The sequence below is a fragment of the Gammaproteobacteria bacterium genome, assembly GCA_040183005.1.
Classification (GTDB): domain Bacteria; phylum Pseudomonadota; class Gammaproteobacteria.
Genome location: JAMPIW010000004.1, coordinates 1 through 18,331, shown reverse-complemented (window position 1 = coordinate 18,331; position 18,331 = coordinate 1). Strand labels below are relative to the sequence as shown.

The following is an 18,331-nucleotide window of genomic DNA, read 5'->3' as shown; positions in this document are numbered from 1 at the left end:
CTGCGCATCACCGCACCACACCCGCCGGTGCGGCCGGGGCCGCTGCAATAGCGCCCGGCACGCGGAACAGACGAGGAATGCGCCCCCAACCCTCGACATCAACACTGACCTCAATAGCACGCGGCAGCATCACTTGCGAGCTGTTGTCGGTGGTGGCGAGCGGCCATTGCAGTTGCCATTTCATTTGCGGATCGAGAAAACGCATCTCGAAACCCTTCACCTTGTCGAGCAGCACTGTCTCCTGCGGACGGTCTCCCGGCCCGCGGTCAAGCATCGTCCAGGCCACGCGCAGCAGCTTTCCATCACGCACCAAATAGCCTGCACGTTGTAGGGTGCTGCGCGCCCGCCCTGCCGGATTATTCCAGCCTGTGCGGGTAAATTCCAGCGCGCCGTTGCCATTGCTTGTAGCGCCCCTCATGGCCGGCTGAGGACCGCCCGCGTCGTCGCGGATGCGCCGCGCGGTGGCCTGCTCGGCGTCTCTTGCCATCAGCACAAAGGCGGTTTGCAGCCCGGCCAGGCGCGCCGCCTGTTCTTCAACGCGATTGCGTGTATCGAGTACACTGCGCAGTCCGCCATAGACCAGCGCCGACACCACCGCGAAGATCGCCAGCGCCACTACCAGCTCGATCAGCGTAAAGCCTTGCCGTGCTTTTCTCACAGCGGACGCCCGGCATAGGCCACCAGGCGGGCCAGGGATTGGCCGCCATCCTGGCGGGTGCGCACCTCCACATCGAGGCGCCGCACATTGGCGTCGGCAGTGCCCGCCACCGTCATACTCCAATACCAGGCGCGCTCGGCGAGCATCGCCTCGCCCTTGGTAACGCCAGTGTCCGGGAATATCCCGCCCGTCTGCACTTCCGCCACCTTGTTCATCGCCACCCAGTGCGCCAAAGTGCGGTCACGCAAATGGGCGGCATTACTGACATTGGCGCTGATGCCGTTAATCACTGCCGCCAGGCTGATCGCCAGCACCGCGAGGGCCACCAGCACTTCAATCAGGGTAAAGCCGCGCTGGGTGCGGTTACCTTTTAGCCGCATTTGCCGTTTCACTCATTTCAACTTTACCGCCAACATCGCCTTTAAGCTGATAACTCCCGCCACTGGCCTTGTTCTGCAAGGTGATCTGAAAAGGTGTTACTTCCCCGCTCGACAGGAGATAGATACGGGGCTGGGATGCGGATTTATCCGCATCGGTTTTGCCTAGCGCCACCGCTTCACCTTCGACGTTTATATTGAGGCGCACCTCATCAGGCAGCCGCCGCGCACGCAACGTATCATCGCCGGTAATACGACGCCATTGATCCTTGTCGAAAACCACAAACTCATAACCACCCGGCGTAAATTGCACGGCCAGCTCACGCGATTGCATCACCGCCTCCTGCGCCGCCAGTGTAATCAGCCCCGCCAGTCGCCGGCTCTCTTCCTCAACAACACGGTCCGTGCTCCGCCCTATGGACAGGCTGGCGAAACTCAGGATGATGCCGATGATCACGATCACCACCAGAATTTCCAGGAGGGTGAAACCGTTACCTCGCGGCTTTTTGATGCTCCAGCTTCTACTTTTCCCGATTTTATTCAAGATTCCAATTGCCGATATCCGCGTCCGTGCCTTCACCGCCCGGCTGGCCGTCGGCTCCCAGGGTGAAAACGTCGATCTCGCCGCGAGTGCCGGGGCGCAGGTATTGATACGGTTTGCCCCATGGATCGTTCGGCAGGCGGTCGATGTACCCCCCCGTTTTCCAGTTTTTCACGTCAGGCGGCTTCTTCACCAGCGCCTCCAGGCCTTGGTCGGTGGTGGGGTAGTTGAAGTTGTCCAGTTTGTAGAGATTCAATGAGCTTACCAGGGTGCGGATGTCCTGCTTGGCCTTGATGACGCGCGCCTCGTCAGGGCGGCCCATCAGGCGCGGCACCACCAGCGCCGCAAGAATGCCGAGAATGACCACCACGATCATTACTTCGATGAGCGTGAAGCCGCGTTGGTTGCGCTTTGGATTTCGTATAGCAAATTTCATAACTGTTCCTGTGTTATTTCACTAATTGGTTCAAATCAAAAATCGGCAGCAGGATGGCGAGCACAATCACCAGCACCATGCCACCCATGCCAAGAATCAGCAACGGCTCGAACAGCCCCAGGATGGCGGCCAGCAAGGTTTCTATTTCACGCTCCTGGCTCACCGCAGCACGATCCAGCATCTGTTCCAGTTTGCCGCTGGTCTCGCCGCTGGCGACGAGGTGGATGGCAATCGGCGGAAAATAGCCACTGCGTTCCAGCGATTTGTGCAGGTTCGCGCCCTCGCGCACACGCCTCGATGCCTCTTCGACCGCCGCGCGCATCACCAGGTTCGACATCACCTGCGCAGAGATGCGCATCGCCTCGATCACCGGCACGCCACTGGCGGTGAGAATACTGAAAGTACGCATGAAGCGCGCCGTGTTCATGCTGCGCACCAGACGCGCGATCAACGGCAGCGACAATAGCAACTGATGAAAGCGCAGCTTGGGACCGGGGCGGCGCAACAGGCTGCCAGTCATCACGCCCAGAACTGCCAATATTACCAGCAACAGCACGCCATAATCGCGTATAAAACCGCTCACTGCAATCAGTAGCCGCGTCAATATCGGCAATTGCTGGCCAGTATTTTCGAACACCTGCACCACCTGCGGCACTACAAAGGCGAGCAGCGCCGTCACCACCAGAATCGCCACGCCCGTCACCACCACCGGATAAATCAGCGCCAGCATGATCTTTTGCCGCAACGCCTGGCGCGTCTCAGTGTAGTCGGCGAGCCGTTCCAGCACCACTTCAAGATGGCCGGACTGCTCGCCTGCCGATACGGTAGCGCTGAATAGATCGGAGAAGATGTGCGGAAAGTCGCGTAGCGCAGTAGCCAGTGTATGGCCTTCCATCACCCGGGCGCGCACCCCCATCAGCATATTGCGCAGACGCGGCTTTTCGGTCTGCTGCGACACCACCTGTAACGCTTCTTCGATGGGCAGGCCGGAGCGTACCAGCGTGGCGAACTGGCGTGTAATCAGCGCCAGGTCAGTGGCAGAAATGCCGCGCTGGAATGACAGGCGCGAGGCGGCGCGGTGTTTCTCACTGCTGCGCACCTCGGCCACGGCAAGCGGCGCCAGACCCTGCTCGCGCAACTGCTGACGCACCTGACGCGGCGTATCACCCTCCAGCACACCCTTGCGCTCGCGGCCCAAGGCATCCAACGCTGTAAATTCAAATGCGGCCATCAATATTTAACCTTATCGGTGTACGGTGAGGCTGGCGGTGGTGGAAATGCCGACTACGCCCTCATTGCACACCCCCGCGATTTCGGACGAATCACCGTTCTCCATCACGTAGTGTATGGACACGATGGCGGTCGTCGGAAAATGGACGTGCTGCAACTGACTGCTGGATTCATAAAGGACATTGCCCAGCGGCATCGCGACCAACTCTAGATGGGGAAAGATACGCTCGAATTCAGCCGTGGGCAATGCGGCGAGAAGATGGTTTTGATTGGGACTCTGCGGGCTATCCATAAGCGGTCTCCGAATGATCGCCTAGGCGGCATAAACATGACGAATAGTATACACGCCATTCCCCTTAGGCGTGTTGCCGCACATAGCATGCAAGCAACGCATTTCCCGGTGATTATCCGCTTTGGGTATCCAATATAGCTTGATATGAACCCAAATAATCCATTATCTGCGTGATTCTCGCATAGACGAAAATGGCGCGGCTGATCATGGCACTAGCTATGATTTTCAGTTAGAATTAAGTTTGGACATCCCCTGCGGTGCCCGTGCTGGGCTGGGTCATTTCTTGAGCCTATTTTAGGACCCCGGGAACTTGTTTGCTTGATGTTGGTGTGCATGCCCGCCTCCGAGCGGGACGCCTGATGCATCGCACAGGTACCCACTTGAACCTTTGGTTCAAGAACGAAGGCTCATAACGTCACAGGCGGAGGATGTCCTCCTTTACTTCAACTCATTGCGGTGGCCGCTTTGAACCCCACCCCATCTTCTGCTTCTACCCCGCTCCGACCCGAGATACGCAAGCAGATGCGCGCCAGGCGCGCCGCGCTCAGCGCCACGGAGCGTGATGCTGCGGCATTTCAGGTGGCACACCGGGTCACCCGCTTCAAGATTTTTCAGCGCAGCCGCCACATCGCCTGCTATCTTCCCCAGAACGGCGAGCTTGATCCCACGCCATTAATGCGGCGCGCCTGGGCCATGGGCAAGATCTGTTACCTGCCGGTGCTGAACACCCTGCACGCCAACCGGCTGTGGTTTGTACCGTATGTTGAAGGCGACCCGCTCATTCCCAATCGTTTTGGCATTCCCGAGCCGCGCCTGTCTATCCGCAACCGAACGCCCGCCTGCGCGCTGGATCTTGTTCTCACGCCGCTGGTTGCCTTCGATGAACATGGCAACCGTCTCGGCATGGGCGGCGGTTTTTATGATCAAACTTTTTCATTTCTCAGGCGACGCCATCACTGGCGCAAGCCCCGCCTGCTGGGTATTGCCTACGACTTTCAACGGGTGGTCAAGCTGCAGAGCTGCGAGTGGGACGTGCCGCTTTATGCGGTAGCTACCGAGACCGGACTATACCTTCCTACGTAAAGAGAAAAGACATGAACTACTGGCTCATGAAATCTGAACCCGACGCATTCAGCCTGGATATGCTTAAAGACAGGCCGCAACAAACCGAGCACTGGGACGGCGTGCGCAATTATCAGGCACGCAATATGTTGCGTGACCAGATGAAGCTGGGAGACCAGGCATTTTTCTATCACTCCAACTGCAAGACGCCCGGCATCGTGGGCATTGCGGAAATCGTCAGGGAAGGCTACCCCGACTTCACGGCCTTCGACCCCAACGATCCGCATTATGATCCGAAGAGCAATCCGGCGCGTCCGCAGTGGTATATGGTGGATGTGCGTTATGCGCTTTCCTTCAGTCGCGTTATCAGTCTCGGCGAACTCAAAGAGCATGCCGCACTGCATAATATGCCGCTGCTGCAGCGCGGCTGCCGGCTCTCTGTTATGCCTGTAAGCGCGCAAGATTGGGATTATATTTTGAAATTGGAATGAATTCGTTCACAAAAACTAAAGTGATTTGACTGAAAGTACGATATATGTAGCGTTAGCACTTTAGAAGTTCGTGCAAACTTGTTTATACTTAGCTCCGTACATTTATGTACATCCAACATGGAGGAAGCAAGATGGCCGTAAAAAAAGCCGCAGTAAAAAAGAAAGCAGCGCCCGCCAAAAAAGCAGCGCCCGCAAAAAAGAAGGTGGCGCCTGCCAAGAAGGCGGCTCCTGTAAAGAAAGCAGCGCCAGCTAAAAAGGCAGTTCCTGCAAAGAAAGCAGCACCTGCTAAAAAGGCCGTAGTCAAAAAGGCAGCCGTCAAGAAGGCAGCCCCAGCCAAGAAAGCAGCGCCCAAGAAGAAAGCTGCACCCAAGAAGAAGTAGCTCTGGGTTCAGTCGACAAATAAAAAGGCCCGCTTTTGCGGGCCTTTTTATTTGTCGGAGAGCTGATTAACTAAGAAATAACTTATACGCAGGATTGCTGGTTTCGTCCTGGTGCTCGTAGCCCACCTCCGCGAGAAAAGACTTAAAGCTGGGCATCTCTTCAGGAGGCACTTGAACACCCACCAATACCCGCCCATACGCCGCGCCGTGATTGCGGTAATGAAACATGCTGATGTTCCAGCGACACCCCATCTTGTTGAGAAACCGCAGCAGGGCACCAGGCCGCTCCGGGAATTCGAAACGGTAAATGACTTCGTGCTCCACAGCGGGGGGGTGTCCGCCCACCATGTAACGCACATGCAGCTTCGCCACTTCGTTATCCGTCATGTCGGTAACAGGATAACCTTGCGCCCGCAGCTGCTCGATGATGTCGCTCTTCTCCGCTTCGCCATGGCCCAGCTTTATGCCCGCAAACACGTGGGCCTGGCCGGGGTCGGAATAACGATAGTTGAATTCAGTGATGCTGCGCTCGCCGAGGGATTCGCAGAACTGCCGGAAGCTGCCGGGACGTTCAGGGATCGTCACTGCGATGATCGCCTCGTGGTGTTCACCCACTTCGGCGCGTTCTGCGATGTGGCGCAGCCGATCAAAATTCATATTGGCACCACTGTCGATGGCCACCATATTCTGGTTCACCAATCTCTCTCTCGCCACATACTTTTTGAGCCCTGCCACAGCCAGCGCACCGGCGGGTTCGGCGATGGAACGGGTATCGTCAAAGATATCCTTGATCGCGGCGCAGATCTCATCGGTACTAACGAGGATGATTTCGTCGACGCACTGACGTGCAATGCGGAAGGTCTCGGCGCCTGCCTGACGCACTGCCACACCGTCGGCGAAGATCCCGACATGGTCCAGCGTCACGCGTTCGCCGGTGCGCAGCGCGTGGTACATGCTTGCCGCATCCTCCGGCTCGACGCCAATGATCTTGATCTCCGGCCAGAGGTATTTCACATATGCGGATACCCCGGCAATCAGCCCGCCGCCGCCCACCGGGATGAAAATGGCGTGCAACGGATCGGTGTGCTGGCGCAGGATCTCCACGCCGATGGTACCTTGCCCTGCGATGACATCAGGATCGTCGTAAGGGTGTATAAACACCATACCATTATCCTCGGCAAGCTGCGCCGCATGCTGGTAGGCTTCGTCATACGTGTCGCCATGCAGCGCAATAGTCGCACCCAGGCTGCGCACCGAGGCCACCTTGATATCCGGGGTGGTGCGTGGCATGACGATCAACGCCGGAATGCCCAGCTTGAGCGCCGCCAGCGCTACCCCTTGGGCGTGATTGCCCGCCGAGGCGGTGATCACGCCGTTTTGCGCCGCGCCCGGTGGCAGATTGACGATCTTGTTGTATGCGCCGCGCAGCTTGAAGGAAAACACCGGCTGTAGATCCTCGCGCTTGAGCATTACCCGGTTACCCAGTCGCTGCGACAGTGTGCGCATCAAATCCAGCGGCGTTTCCTGCGCCACATCGTAGACGCGCGCGGTGAGAATTTTTTCAATATAATTTTTCATGGCTATAACTTATCACTTGATGTTATGCACCGTCCACGAAAAGCACGAAAGGCACTAAAATTCATCCCGGATTGTCCATTAGGCGAAATAGGGCGCACAGCGCCGTTCGTGGCGAGCTTGTCGAACCATGAACGGCGCTTCGACAGGCTCAGGGCTAATGGACAATCTGGGTTCATAGCACAATCCATTCGGCTATTGCTTTCGGATAGCACCGGAGAAGAGCAGGACATCAAGAAAACCATAGCCCACTTTTTCGTGCCTTTCGTGTTTTTCGTGGATCGTGAAAAACTTTAATGAAGTGCGCCTATGATTTCAACTCGCCCCACAAAGCGAATCGCGGGGAAGCGCCGTTGCAGGGTTTTACTGTAAAAATCTGTCATCTGTACCCCGTCGCTGTAGCGGACGCGGGCATTGACCGCGTATCCACCCTTGGCAGCGGCTAGCCATTCCTCGCCATAGGGCGAGGTCACTCTTAGATAAGTGTACATCGCGGTGTCAATCACCTCTGATATCACACCTTCGTTGGGCAGCGAGATGACGGCGGCGGGCGCAGATGTCGCCGTGCTTTGGCGTTGGTTATTGGCCTCCTCCGTGCCGCGAAAACCGATGTCGCCCGCATCGTTGAAGGTGGCGTAAGAAGCAGTGTTGTAATAGCCGCTCGCGTTGGTGCCGCCGAGCAGGTAAACCCAGTCCTTGTACACCACGACGCCGGCGTCGGCGCGGGTTGCCGGTAGCGGCGTGGTGGCCTGCCAAGGTTGCAGCGCGCCGTCCGCACTGACGCTGGTTTTTTCGATGCTATCGAGATAGACAAGATTGTTGATGCCGCCTATCGCATATACATGAGTGCCGTGGGTGATAGCCGAGAGGCCGTAGCGTCCGGTCGCCAAAGGGGGGGATTGCCGCCATTGCAGTGGTGCCCCGCCAGTGTTCAATGCGGCCCATTCCACCTCAGGCTGGCCAGTGGCCTGGTTTAGCGCATGACCGCCGATGGCGAACATGGCGTTACTGGTCTGCGCCACGGCATGCACGTAACGCGGCAGGGTAAGATGCTGCGGCTCCAGCGTCCACGGACCGAGACTGCCGTCGGGCAGGATCTCCGCGCGCTCCACCGTATCCAGCAATGTTCCACTATAACCACCCAGCGCATAAATATAGCGCCCCGCAACTGCCAGCTTGGCGCAGCGGCGAGGATAGACCAGCACGTGTTTTTCCTTCTTCCAGGGGCCGAGTCCACCCTTAGGCAAGATGCGCGCACGCTCGACGGAGCGCAGCAGATGGCTGCCGTTAGGGCCATTACCACCGCCTACGGCATAGACAAAACCGTTATGCGACACCGCCGAAAAGAAGCCGCGCTCTTCTATCAGGCGCGGGGCGCTGCGCCACGGGGCAAGAGAACCGTCCGGCTGTATGCGGGCGTATTCGGCGGAAAATAAAAAACGCCTGCCATCAATACCGCCGATTGCATAGATCACTCCATTGGCCTCAATCGTTGCGGCACCTGCCCGTGGGGTAGTGAGCGGCGCAGTATCCTGCCAGCCGGGGACCCAGGTTTGTTGCGAAGGAGCTTGCGTTGCGGCGGCGGCAAGAGGCATTGCCATGCTGAACAGGATGGCTTTGAATAGGTTTTTCATTTCAGGAATTTTCAGACAACGCCGCCTCCAATGCCTGCAGTGCCTCCAGCGGCGCGCCGCACGCCAGGCCATCGCAGACATAAACAACAAGGCCGTTGCGAGGTTTGCGTTGCGCGAGAACGCCCCGCAAGCCAGTCGCATCTGAAGGAATGGCGAGGATAAACCGGCGCGGGGCGTAGTCCTTCACACATATCGCCTGCCATTCAGGCATTGCATCCAATGCGCCGCGCAGGACGATGGTTTGCGGCGGGTGCAGGTATTCCTCCGCAGCCAGTAGTAGTGCGTTGTGTGCGTAGGGGATTTCAGTCACGGTAGGCCAGGCGGCCTTCAGGGTACGCACGGCGGCATCGAGATAACGGGGCTCGCCGAGCAGATGGCCCAGCCGTCCCAGCACAAACGCGGCGATGCCATTGCCGGAGGGCAGGGCATCATCACCCAGCGGTTTGGGGCGGTGGATGAGTATCTCATGGTCGTCGGCGGTGAAGAAAAAGCCGCCCTGCTTTTTATCTTCGAAGTGCGTGAGCACCGCGTCGGCGAGTGCGATGGCAAAGGTTAGATCGCCATCGCGCCAACGTGCCTGAAGCAGTTCGAGAATGCCGTCGATCAGGAAGACGTAATCATCCAGATAAGCCGGAAGCGTTGCCCGGCCATCTTTATAATTCGCCAATAACCGGCCATCGCGCCACAAGTGTGCCTGGATAAAATCAAGCGCGTGTTGTGCCGAGTCGATATGGCCGGGCTGATTCAAGTGACGGCCAGCCGCGGCCATGCCTTTGATCATCAGGCCGTTCCAGGCAGTGAGGATCTTTTCGTCGCATCCGGGGTGGATGCGTTTTTGACGCGCGGCAAACAGTGTGGCGCGCGCGGTATCGAGCAGCGTGGCGGCTTGTGTCTCGCTCATGGAGAACTCGCCCGCCAATGTGCTGATGTCCTGATAGACATGCAGGTGCCACAAACCTTCGAAATTGGCGGGTTGATCGAGGCCGAAGCGGCGAGCGAAGAGAGGGTATTCGTCTGCATCGAGCAGCGCTTTGACCTCCTCCCGGTCCCACGCATAAAACTTGCCTTCGTGTCCTTCGGAGTCGGCATCCAGCGTCGAGTAATAACCACCTTGCGGTGATTGCATCTCGCGCATCACCCAGGCAGCGGTTTCCTCCGCGACGCGTTTGAACAACGGCTCGCGCGTGACCAGCCATGCCTCGCTATACAGCGCAAGCAGCGGCCCATTGTCATACAGCATTTTCTCAAAGTGCGGGATCATCCACAGCTCGTCCACCGAATAACGGCAGAAGCCGCCGCCGAGCTGGTCGTACAGGCCGCCCTGTGCCATCCGGGTGAGCGTGAAGCGGGCCATGGACAACGCCTTGTCGTCCGCCCGGCCGGTGGCGGCCCAGTGGCGTAGCAGACGCTCAATATGGGTGGGATGGGGAAACTTGGGCGCACGGCCAAAACCGCCGTAGTGGGCATCGAAGCTCTGCTCAAGTTGGCGGCGCGCAATGTCCAGTGCCGCGGTATTGATTTCTCCACCACCCATCGGCGCCATGCTCTCCAGGGCATTTATCAGAGACGCATTTTGCTGCCGGACCTCCTCCGGGTGTTCGCGGTAAAACGCCTCAATGCGTTGCAACAGATCTTTGAATCCCGGCAGGCCATAGCGCGGCTCTCTGGGGAAATAGGTGCCGGCAAAAAATGGCGCGTGATCATCCGGGGTAAGAATCACGGTGAGTGGCCAGCCACCGCCGCGCTGTGTCAGCAACTGGTGCGCGGTCTGGTAGATCTTGTCGAGGTCGGGGCGCTCCTCGCGGTCCACCTTGATGTTCACGAATAGCGCGTTCATAACCTGGGCGGTTGCTTCGTCTTCAAACGATTCGTGCGCCATCACGTGACACCAATGGCACGCGGAATAACCAATCGAAAGCAGAATCGGCTTGTTCTCGCGCCGCGCCTTGTCCAGCACCTCCTGGCTCCACGGATACCATTCCACTGGATTGTGTGCGTGCTGGAGTAGATAGGGGCTGGTTTCTGTGATCAGGTGATTGGTGGGGGTGCTGGTAACCATGTTTGAAGAGTTTTTCCGGTGTTGTCAACGATTTTCCTATCAAATATTGATCTATATCAAAGCCCACAGCAAGAGAATGTGCGATGAATTCAAGATAACCTTCCGGCATGGATGTTGATTCACGGTACCGGCGCAAGCGAAGAAAATCACTGAATAGCGAAAGGAGGCGTGCCAACAACCAAGGCACCTTTCGCACAGTTACCACCGTAAAGGTGGCAAACACCCGACTGGCGTTGGCGGCGGAAGTGATGCCGGGCAACGAGACAGCGCCGCTGCACAGCATGCCCGGGATTTGGACCTGGCTGGACATTGCCCCATTCACGGGGATTCATTGCCGAAGGCGGAGCGTCCCACCTTGCTACGCGGTGACATTGCCTATGGCAACGAAGCGGTGCTGCGTGAGACCCACGACCAGCCTTGCCTGACCAAGCTGCGCTTGACGATGAACGTGAAGGGTCTTATCAAGAAGCGCGCCTTCGATATTCGCGCTGGATTTTTTTGTAAAAAGATGATGAGGGACGCCGCCATCGCTGGCGTGATGTGGCTTCGAGACATATATCGCGCCCAAGATGAATGCTGCGCAACGTACCGGATTGCTGCAACGGTAGTTGGGCGAAAAGGCAGCTTACAGCTCTATCTGCTTTCCATTGACAAGAGCGGTGTCGATCTTGTTGCTCAGCAGCTTTATCCGGTTGGTGATCGACTGGGCATAATCATCCTTATGGGATTTGCCCAGCAACAGCTCGTGAGCGATGTTCAGTGCCGCCATCACGGCCACGCGATCCGCACCGATCACCTTGCCGGTATCGCGTATTTCTTTCATCTTGTCGTTCAAGTAGCGCGCCGAGGCGAGCAATTCGTCACGCTCGTCCTCCGGACATGCCACGCGGTATTCCTTATCCAGCACACGAACGTCTACCGCTACGATGTCAGCACTCATGCGTCATATTCCATGGACTTGAAGCGCATGATCATGGATTCCACCCGCGTGCTGGCCAGCTCGGTTTTTTTTGCCAGTTCGGCGCGCTCCGCGGCCAGTTTGACGTTCTGGCTGCGCAGCAGGGTGTTTTCTTCTTTCAGGCGCTCGCAGGCCTGAATCAGCTCTTCAATACGAAATTCGAGGCTGCGCAGATCCTGCTCTATGGCACGGGTTGAATTGTCGGATTTCACGGGTTTCATGGTCATTAATGGTAGAACTGCTATTTAACAGGGTCAAGGCAGGTGTTTCGATACTGCCGGTACGATGATAGCATAGCGTATAACAATACGGAGCCACCTCATGTCTGCTGATATTCAACCCACCGATTTCGATCAAATCAATGAAGTGCTGCATCGTGTCGGATCCTCGGTCGATGCCGCCGAATGCCACGGCCTGCTCAGCGGCTTGCTCTGCGCCCAGGATACGGTGGACAGCGCCGCATGGATATCCTATGTATTGGGCGGCACGCCGGATACAGAGGTTGCCTTGACGGAAGAAGGGAGATCTCTGTTGAGCGCGTTGCTCGGGCGGGTGCTCGACCAACTGAATGATTCTGACTATGGTTTTGAGCCATTATTGCCTGACGATGACCAACCCCTCGCCTTGCGCACCGCTGCACTGGCCGAATGGTGCCAGAGTTTTCTGCTCGGGTTGAGCATGGGTGGTCTCAAAAACCTGGAACAGATACCCGAAGCCAGCGCCGAGATCATCAACGACATGACCGAGATCACCCACATCGACGCCGATGACGGCGACGCCTCTGCCGAAGACGAAGACGCCTTTATCGAAATCGTTGAATACGTCCGCATGGGCGTGTTGCTGATCCGCGAAGAACTGCGCGCTATAAAACAGCCGCGCCCAGACGATGTCATCGTACATTAAGAGTCTATCCATGAACACCAAAGAATTCGCACAACGCCGCGCACGCCTGATGCGCACTATCGGCCATGGCGGGGTTGCCATACTGCCCGCCGCGCCCCACGCGCTGCGCAACCGTGACAGTGAATATTCGTACCGTCCCGACAGCGACTTTTATTATCTGACGGGCTTTTCCGAGCCGGAGGCGGTAGCGGTGCTGGTGCCGGGGCGCAAAGAAGGCGAATATATCCTGTTCTGCCGTGAGCGTGACCCAAAGATGGAGGTATGGACTGGCTCCCGTGCGGGTCAGGAAGGTGCGCGCACGGCGTATGGCGCCGATGAATCATTTCCCATCGGCGATATCGACAAGGTGCTGCCCGGCCTGCTGGAAAACCGGCGGCGGGCCTTTTATGCAATGGGCCAGCGGCAAGCCTTCGATCAACAGGTTATGGCATGGGTGAATCAGGTGCGCCACAAGGCGCGTACCGGCGTGCATGCCCCGGCGGAATTTGTCGCGTTGGAAGAGCCGCTGCACGAGATGCGCCTGTTCAAGAGCAAGACCGAGATTACCGCTATGCGTTACGCGGCCAAGGTATCGACAGCAGCCCACCGCCGCGCCATGCAGACCTGCCGTGCGGGCATGATGGAATACCAGGTTGAGGCCGAACTGCTGCATGAGTTTGTGCGCGAGGGTTGCCGGTTTCCAGCCTATAACTCCATCGTGGGCGGCGGCGGCAATGCTTGCACACTGCACTACACGGACAACAACGCCAGCCTCAACGACGGCGACCTGCTGTTGATCGACGCGGGCGCGGAATTCGATTGTTACGCTGCCGATATCACACGCACCTTTCCGGTCAATGGCCGTTTCAGCGCCGAACAAAAGGCGGTCTACGAAATTGTGTTGGCTGCCCAGCTCGCCGCCATCGACAAGGTGCGGCCCGGCAACCACTGGAACGAACCGCACGAGGCTGCGGTGCGCGTGCTGACCGAAGGGCTGGTGGAACTGGGCCTGCTCAAAGGCAAGCCCAAGCAGCTCATCAAAGACGAAGCCCACCGAAAATTTTACATGCACCGCACCGGCCACTGGTTGGGCATGGATGTGCATGACGTAGGCGCGTATAAAGTGGACGGCAACTGGCGCAGGCTGGAAGCGGGCATGGTGCTGACCGTCGAGCCGGGCCTGTACATCCCGGCAGGAAGCAAGGGTGTGCCGAAAAAATGGTGGAACATCGGCATTCGCATCGAGGATGACGTGCTGGTAACAAAGGACGGACACGAAGTGCTTACCGCTGCCGCGCCCAAGTCGGTTGCGGACATTGAAGCCCTCATGGCTCAAGCGCCGGGCTGATCATCATGTCCGCACCCATAGATTACGACATCCTGATCATCGGCGGCGGCATGGTGGGTGCGAGCCTTGCATGCGCGCTGGGCAACACCGCGTTGCGCATCGGCATCATTGAGGCCGTGCCGTTTAACGCATCCGCGCAGGCACAGCCCAGCTACGATGACCGCACCCTGGCGCTCGCCTACGGATCACGGCGCATCTTCGAGGGCATGGGGCTGTGGGCTACGTTGGCGGGCGCTACCACCCCCATCAAAAAGATCCATGTCTCCGACCGTGGCCATTTCGGTGTCACGCATATCGACTGCGCCGATGAAGGTGTCGAGGCGCTGGGTTATGTCGTGGTGAGCCGAACGCTTGGCCAAACACTCATGCAAGCGCTCCACGCCCTCCCTCATGTCGAGCTGATCTGCCCGGCGCAACTGACCAACATCACCACCCGTGCCGATCACGCACAGGTGATCGTGGATCAAAACGGCGAGCAGCGCACCCTCACCGCGCGCCTGGTTGTGGCGGCGGACGGCGGCAAATCGGCGGTGCGTGAACAGCTCAAGATTCCCACCCGCACCTGGGATTACCACCAGACCGCCATCATCACCAACATCACGCCGCAGCACCCGCACAACAACATCGCCTACGAGCGCTTCACCTCCACCGGCCCCATCGCCATGCTGCCGATGAGCGACAACCGTTGCGCCGTGGTGTGGACGGTCGCCAGCGACCAGGCCGACACCGTCATGAGGCTGACCGACGAGGCCTTCCTCGCGGGATTACAACATGCCTTCGGCCACCGTCTGGGCAGATTGCAAAAAACCGGCATGCGCCACGCCTACCCACTGGTATTGACCCGCGCGCTCGAACACGTGCGCCCGCAGCTGGCTGTGATTGGCAATGCCGCCCACACCCTGCACCCCATCGCAGGTCAAGGCTTCAATCTCGGCCTGCGCGACGCCGCCGCGCTTGCCCAAGTCATTGTCGAGGCGCAGCGCGCCGGTTACGACATTGGCAACCTCGATGTACTCAACCACTATGCGGACTGGCGCCGCGCTGACCAGATGCGCGCCATTGCCTTCACCGACAGCCTGGTACGCATTTTCACCAACCCGCTTGCACCGTTTGCGCTGGGGCGCAACCTCGGATTGCTGGCAGTGGATTTGCTGCCACCGCTAAAACATCTGCTGGCGCGCCAGACCATGGGTTTAGTGGGTAAATTGCCGAGATTGGCGAGGGGGCTGGGGTTGTAGGAAGCCCAGCCTGATTTCATCCTAAAAACGGCAGTTGACTGCTTCTTTGGGCGGTTAGCAATATGTTTTAAATAGGCTTTATCATGCACTGCAGACTCACCTGTTTGGTCGGTCCGCTACGGGGTAGATTGCACGATTTTCAGTGCGCAGTACAACAGGGCGTGTGCGCAAGTGCACTCCCTGTTTCCATTTTAGTGTAAGAACCTGTTTCGAGGCATGGCATTACAAAACCGTGGATATTTGTATTACCCTAAGCCGGACGAGCCGGAACCAAAAAGGGGGTCTTCGTGAAATCGAGTGGGTGAAATTTAACATGAAAACCTCCGCAAGCCTTGTGGCATCAGGCAAAATGCATCCTGCACCTGTTGCAGAAAATGGGAGGTTTTTTCAATGGCTATTTCACGCAAACCCAAACGCATTCTCGACGCATACCGATTCCCCTGTTTTCGCCCGCTGGAAAAGATACGCGGCATCTTTGGCGACTCCAAAGCACGGATCATCACGCTCGTTCGGCGCTCAAAAAAACGGCCTGCAACAGTTGCGGCAGAACGCGCTCTGGTTGGTACGACAAGAGGCTTCGACGAGTTCGCGACCTCTCCTGTGGCGACACACGTATCTATCTGGAAATCGAAATTCGACGGGTGCTTTGTCGGCACTGCGGGAAAGTGAAACGCGAACGACTCGACTTTCTCGCCGACAACCCACTCTATACAAAGCGATTTTCTTGGTATGTAGGCAGACGGTGTCGCGCCAGCACGGTGTCGGACATTGCCCGCGAATTGCTTCTGGACTGGCACACCGTCAAGGAACTGGACAAGCAATACATGACCGCGCAACTGGAACGCGCCGGAACGCCAGCACCCAAGGCCATTGGCATCGACGAAATATCGATTCGCAAAGGACATACCTATCGCATTGTAGTCAGCGACTTGATCCGTGGTCGTCCCATCTGGTTTGGCGGTGCCGACCGTTCGGAGGACAGCATGCGACAGTTCTATGACTGGCTGGGAGAGAAGAAATCCAAAGGCATTTGTCTTGCAGTGATGGATATGTGGAAGCCCTTTCGTAACGTAACCAACGAACGCGCCCCGCAGGCGGCCATCCTGTTCGACAAATTCCACATCATGAGCCATCTCGGCGATGCTCTGGATAAAGTCAGAAAGATGGAATATGCACGTCTTCAGGGCAAGGATAGGCGCTACATTAAGGGGCAGAAATACGTACTGCTTTCCAATCACGAAAATATGACACTGGACGGCAGACGTTCTTTGAAGGCTTTGCTGGCAGCGAACAAACGGCTGAACACGGCGTACCTGCTGAAAGAGTCGTTTGGCCAGTTGTGGGATTACAGGAGCGAAGCATGGGCGCGGCGTTTCTTCGAGAATTGGAAAACCAGCCTGAAGTGGCAGCGCCTGAAACCTTACGAGAAATTTGCCGAGATGATTGAGCGCCATTGGGATGGGATCGCAGCCTATTGCAAGCCAGAGAATAAAGTTTCACTCGGCTTTGTTGAGGGGCTCAACAATAAGATACGCGTCATCCAACGCCGTGCATATGGTCTGCGCGATGAAGAATATCTGCGACTAAAAATACTCACGTCTATGCTCCCGAGGCTCTAAAAAACATGAAATTTACCCACACGATCACGCGAAGAGCCCAAAAAGGTTAAAGTCCGCGTAGCCCACCTTCCGAGGAGACGCCGATCATGAGACTGCTGACCGAACGTTACCAAGCAGACCTGCTGGGTGTGCTTTCCTGCTATGACCGGATGATTATCACGGGCACATTGCCCGGTGCCTGCTATGCGAGCGGCATGACCAGCTTCCTGTATTCCCGCCATATCAAGATATTTGACTATGCCAAAGTCTTTGCCGACCCTTTGCGCGAGCGCATCCGTAAGCACGCGCATGAACTCGCCAATGCGCAGGGCGTGTCCATAGAGCACGTCAACAAACCACACATCCGCGATGGAGGCCTGTTCCGCCTATGAACCCTGGCATGATAAGAATTCCCATATGACCTTTCTTCGTTCGACCCCCGGTAAATGCTTGCACTATTACTTCTACTTTATCGACGAGGAGGTGGGGCTGTGTTACCTGCGCGTGCCCACCTGGCGCCCCTTCCGTTTGCAGTTTTACTGCAACGGCCATTCGTGACTCGAAACCAAGCTCGCGGAAAATGGCATCGGCTATGCGATGGCCGACAATGCGTGTATCCGCATCGACGATTTTGCCAATGCACAGCCACTATCCGATCAATTCAAGCCCGATGACCTGCACCGCATTCTCGACTGCTACGCCATGATGTGCTGCCCGGTGCTCGATGTGTGCGAGCAAAAATACCACTGGAGCTTCATGCAAACCGAGCATTCAACCGATCTGGTCTTCCGTTTCGATGCCATTCTCTCCACGCTCTACGAGAACATCTCCCGGCAGGCGGTCATCGCGGTCAAGGCCGAACACGTGTCCTCTTTCCTCGGCAAGAAGATCACGCCGCAGCTTGCACATGAACTCGGCTCCCGCTTGTCCACCCGCATCGAGGGAACCTGCATCAAACATTGCATGGGCAGCGCCTCCGTCAAAATATACGACAAGTTCAAACGCGTGCTGCGCATTGAAACCACGACCAATGACGTTTCCTTTTTTAAACACCACCGCAAGGTCGAACACCGGGACGGTTCCATAACACGGGAACTCGCTCCTCTCAAGCCTCGCGGCCAGGCGGTCATAGCCGGGGCCGGGCGACCGCACTTCGAACAGACTGGATGGCTGTTGGCACGCGCCTCCACGTCAATCTCCAGCAGCGGCGCCCCAGCGGCCTCTCGCAGCCGCACCGCTGCGTATACAAACGATTTGAACTTCTGAACCCGATTCAGGATAGTCTTGAGTTGCATCCCGCCCTCCCATCTCTGGCTGATGTTTGTTTCGCAACTCCATCTTCTCAGAGATTGGGCGGGATGCCCTGTTTTTATCCGGGGCACTAACGTGCTCCTACCCGAAGAAACCGCGTTAATGGCCCACAGATTTTGCTGAGGAGCCAAAAATTTAAGGTCAAAGTCACCGGCTAAAGCCGGTAGTTTCAACCAAGGGTATGGAAATGAAACTGCCTGCACGGATCGAGAAGACCCAGGGCGGCATTACGGTGAGACTGCGCATAGTGGAATGCAAACC

20 protein-coding genes, 1 other RNA gene and 1 pseudogene are annotated in these 18,331 nt (G+C 57.4%); 11 read left to right on the top strand and 11 right to left on the bottom strand.

What is annotated here, in order from left to right; all coding sequences use genetic code 11:
- Positions 1-7: 7 nt before the first annotated feature.
- The 6 genes and pseudogenes from gspJ to M3A44_04190 form a co-directional block, all read right to left on the bottom strand.
- On the bottom strand, positions 8-658 hold the full coding sequence (gene gspJ / locus M3A44_04215) for a type II secretion system minor pseudopilin GspJ (GenBank protein MEQ6340862.1): 651 nt from the start codon (positions 656-658) through the stop codon (positions 8-10).
- Positions 655-1,038 carry a type II secretion system minor pseudopilin GspI gene (gspI, locus tag M3A44_04210; protein ID MEQ6340861.1) on the bottom strand — a complete coding sequence of 128 codons (384 nt, stop codon included), beginning with the start codon at positions 1,036-1,038 and terminating at the stop codon, positions 655-657. Before gspI ends, gspJ begins: the two co-directional genes overlap by 4 nt.
- Positions 1,022-1,579 (bottom strand): type II secretion system minor pseudopilin GspH, encoded by a 558-nt coding sequence (gene gspH, locus M3A44_04205; protein ID MEQ6340860.1) that lies wholly within the window; start codon positions 1,577-1,579, stop codon positions 1,022-1,024. Before gspH ends, gspI begins: the two co-directional genes overlap by 17 nt.
- Positions 1,572-2,012: a type II secretion system major pseudopilin GspG gene (gene gspG / locus M3A44_04200; GenBank protein MEQ6340859.1), complete on the bottom strand. Its 441-nt coding sequence runs from the start codon at positions 2,010-2,012 to the stop codon at positions 1,572-1,574. The genes gspH and gspG overlap by 8 nt, the downstream gene beginning before the upstream one ends.
- Before the next feature lie 13 nt (positions 2,013-2,025).
- A complete protein-coding gene (gene gspF / locus M3A44_04195) occupies positions 2,026-3,243 on the bottom strand; it encodes a type II secretion system inner membrane protein GspF (GenBank protein MEQ6340858.1) in 1,218 nt (405 codons plus the stop codon).
- Positions 3,244-3,285: 42 nt separating this feature from the next.
- Positions 3,286-3,534 (bottom strand): annotated as a pseudogene (locus tag M3A44_04190) (Crp/Fnr family transcriptional regulator).
- Positions 3,535-3,780: 246 nt separating this feature from the next.
- Between M3A44_04190 and ssrS the strand changes: the two are divergent.
- The 4 genes from ssrS (at position 3,781) to M3A44_04170 (ending at position 5,467) form a co-directional block, all read left to right on the top strand.
- Positions 3,781-3,966, top strand: a non-coding RNA gene (gene ssrS / locus M3A44_04185) — 6S RNA.
- A 33-nt stretch (positions 3,967-3,999) separates the two neighbouring features.
- A complete protein-coding gene (locus M3A44_04180) occupies positions 4,000-4,617 on the top strand; it encodes a 5-formyltetrahydrofolate cyclo-ligase (protein MEQ6340857.1) in 618 nt (205 codons plus the stop codon).
- 11 nt (positions 4,618-4,628) lie between these two features.
- The gene (locus M3A44_04175; protein ID MEQ6340856.1) at positions 4,629-5,087 is read left to right on the top strand and encodes an EVE domain-containing protein; all 459 of its coding nucleotides are present in this window, start codon (positions 4,629-4,631) and stop codon (positions 5,085-5,087) included.
- A 131-nt stretch (positions 5,088-5,218) separates the two neighbouring features.
- The gene (locus M3A44_04170) at positions 5,219-5,467 is read left to right on the top strand and encodes a hypothetical protein (GenBank protein ID MEQ6340855.1); all 249 of its coding nucleotides are present in this window, start codon (positions 5,219-5,221) and stop codon (positions 5,465-5,467) included.
- A gap of 66 nt (positions 5,468-5,533) precedes the next feature.
- Here M3A44_04170 and ilvA read toward each other — a convergent pair whose 3' ends face one another.
- The 5 genes from ilvA to M3A44_04145 form a co-directional block, all read right to left on the bottom strand.
- Positions 5,534-7,045 (bottom strand): threonine ammonia-lyase, biosynthetic, encoded by a 1,512-nt coding sequence (gene ilvA, locus M3A44_04165; protein ID MEQ6340854.1) that lies wholly within the window; start codon positions 7,043-7,045, stop codon positions 5,534-5,536.
- A 290-nt stretch (positions 7,046-7,335) separates the two neighbouring features.
- Complete coding sequence (locus tag M3A44_04160) at positions 7,336-8,676, bottom strand: hypothetical protein (protein MEQ6340853.1); 1,341 nt, start codon at positions 8,674-8,676, stop codon at positions 7,336-7,338.
- A gap of 1 nt (position 8,677) precedes the next feature.
- A complete protein-coding gene (locus M3A44_04155; protein MEQ6340852.1) occupies positions 8,678-10,735 on the bottom strand; it encodes a thioredoxin domain-containing protein in 2,058 nt (685 codons plus the stop codon).
- A 625-nt stretch (positions 10,736-11,360) separates the two neighbouring features.
- Entirely contained in the window at positions 11,361-11,675 is a 315-nt protein-coding gene (locus M3A44_04150; protein MEQ6340851.1) for a cell division protein ZapA, read from the bottom strand.
- Positions 11,672-11,914, bottom strand: coding sequence for a TIGR02449 family protein (locus tag M3A44_04145; GenBank protein MEQ6340850.1), 243 nt, complete (start codon positions 11,912-11,914; stop codon positions 11,672-11,674). Before M3A44_04145 ends, M3A44_04150 begins: the two co-directional genes overlap by 4 nt.
- A gap of 100 nt (positions 11,915-12,014) precedes the next feature.
- Between M3A44_04145 and M3A44_04140 the strand changes: the two genes are divergently transcribed.
- The 7 genes from M3A44_04140 (at position 12,015) to M3A44_04110 (ending at position 18,025) form a co-directional block, all read left to right on the top strand.
- The gene (locus M3A44_04140) at positions 12,015-12,596 is read left to right on the top strand and encodes a UPF0149 family protein (protein ID MEQ6340849.1); all 582 of its coding nucleotides are present in this window, start codon (positions 12,015-12,017) and stop codon (positions 12,594-12,596) included.
- Positions 12,597-12,606: 10 nt separating this feature from the next.
- Positions 12,607-13,923 carry a Xaa-Pro aminopeptidase gene (gene pepP / locus M3A44_04135; GenBank protein ID MEQ6340848.1) on the top strand — a complete coding sequence of 439 codons (1,317 nt, stop codon included), beginning with the start codon at positions 12,607-12,609 and terminating at the stop codon, positions 13,921-13,923.
- A 5-nt stretch (positions 13,924-13,928) separates the two neighbouring features.
- Positions 13,929-15,161: a 2-octaprenyl-6-methoxyphenyl hydroxylase gene (gene ubiH / locus M3A44_04130; GenBank protein MEQ6340847.1), complete on the top strand. Its 1,233-nt coding sequence runs from the start codon at positions 13,929-13,931 to the stop codon at positions 15,159-15,161.
- A 332-nt stretch (positions 15,162-15,493) separates the two neighbouring features.
- The gene (locus M3A44_04125) at positions 15,494-16,780 is read left to right on the top strand and encodes an ISL3 family transposase (GenBank protein MEQ6340846.1); all 1,287 of its coding nucleotides are present in this window, start codon (positions 15,494-15,496) and stop codon (positions 16,778-16,780) included.
- An 86-nt stretch (positions 16,781-16,866) separates the two neighbouring features.
- On the top strand, positions 16,867-17,151 hold the full coding sequence (locus M3A44_04120; protein MEQ6340845.1) for a hypothetical protein: 285 nt from the start codon (positions 16,867-16,869) through the stop codon (positions 17,149-17,151).
- Between the two features lie 25 nt (positions 17,152-17,176).
- Complete coding sequence (locus tag M3A44_04115) at positions 17,177-17,317, top strand: hypothetical protein (protein ID MEQ6340844.1); 141 nt, start codon at positions 17,177-17,179, stop codon at positions 17,315-17,317.
- Positions 17,318-17,356: 39 nt separating this feature from the next.
- Complete coding sequence (locus M3A44_04110; GenBank protein ID MEQ6340843.1) at positions 17,357-18,025, top strand: hypothetical protein; 669 nt, start codon at positions 17,357-17,359, stop codon at positions 18,023-18,025.
- The last annotated feature ends 306 nt before the right edge of the window (positions 18,026-18,331 follow it).

Excerpts from the sequence above, each read along its gene's own strand:
- ilvA (MEQ6340854.1), bottom strand. The coding sequence starts at position 7,045 with ATGAAAAATTATATTGAAAAAATTCTCACCGCGCGCGTCTACGATGTG.
- gspF (MEQ6340858.1), bottom strand. The coding sequence starts at position 3,243 with ATGGCCGCATTTGAATTTACAGCGTTGGATGCCTTGGGCCGCGAGCGC.
- ubiH (MEQ6340847.1), top strand. The coding sequence starts at position 13,929 with ATGTCCGCACCCATAGATTACGACATCCTGATCATCGGCGGCGGCATG.
- M3A44_04120 (MEQ6340845.1), top strand. The coding sequence starts at position 16,867 with ATGAGACTGCTGACCGAACGTTACCAAGCAGACCTGCTGGGTGTGCTT.
- M3A44_04150 (MEQ6340851.1), bottom strand. The coding sequence starts at position 11,675 with ATGAGTGCTGACATCGTAGCGGTAGACGTTCGTGTGCTGGATAAGGAA.
- gspI (MEQ6340861.1), bottom strand. The coding sequence starts at position 1,038 with ATGCGGCTAAAAGGTAACCGCACCCAGCGCGGCTTTACCCTGATTGAA.
- M3A44_04170 (MEQ6340855.1), top strand. The coding sequence starts at position 5,219 with ATGGCCGTAAAAAAAGCCGCAGTAAAAAAGAAAGCAGCGCCCGCCAAA.
- gspG (MEQ6340859.1), bottom strand. The coding sequence starts at position 2,012 with ATGAAATTTGCTATACGAAATCCAAAGCGCAACCAACGCGGCTTCACG.
- M3A44_04155 (MEQ6340852.1), bottom strand. The coding sequence starts at position 10,735 with ATGGTTACCAGCACCCCCACCAATCACCTGATCACAGAAACCAGCCCC.
- M3A44_04145 (MEQ6340850.1), bottom strand. The coding sequence starts at position 11,914 with ATGAAACCCGTGAAATCCGACAATTCAACCCGTGCCATAGAGCAGGAT.
- M3A44_04175 (MEQ6340856.1), top strand. The coding sequence starts at position 4,629 with ATGAACTACTGGCTCATGAAATCTGAACCCGACGCATTCAGCCTGGAT.
- M3A44_04110 (MEQ6340843.1), top strand. The coding sequence starts at position 17,357 with ATGGCCGACAATGCGTGTATCCGCATCGACGATTTTGCCAATGCACAG.
- pepP (MEQ6340848.1), top strand. The coding sequence starts at position 12,607 with ATGAACACCAAAGAATTCGCACAACGCCGCGCACGCCTGATGCGCACT.
- M3A44_04140 (MEQ6340849.1), top strand. The coding sequence starts at position 12,015 with ATGTCTGCTGATATTCAACCCACCGATTTCGATCAAATCAATGAAGTG.
- M3A44_04115 (MEQ6340844.1), top strand. The coding sequence starts at position 17,177 with ATGACCTTTCTTCGTTCGACCCCCGGTAAATGCTTGCACTATTACTTC.
- M3A44_04160 (MEQ6340853.1), bottom strand. The coding sequence starts at position 8,676 with ATGAAAAACCTATTCAAAGCCATCCTGTTCAGCATGGCAATGCCTCTT.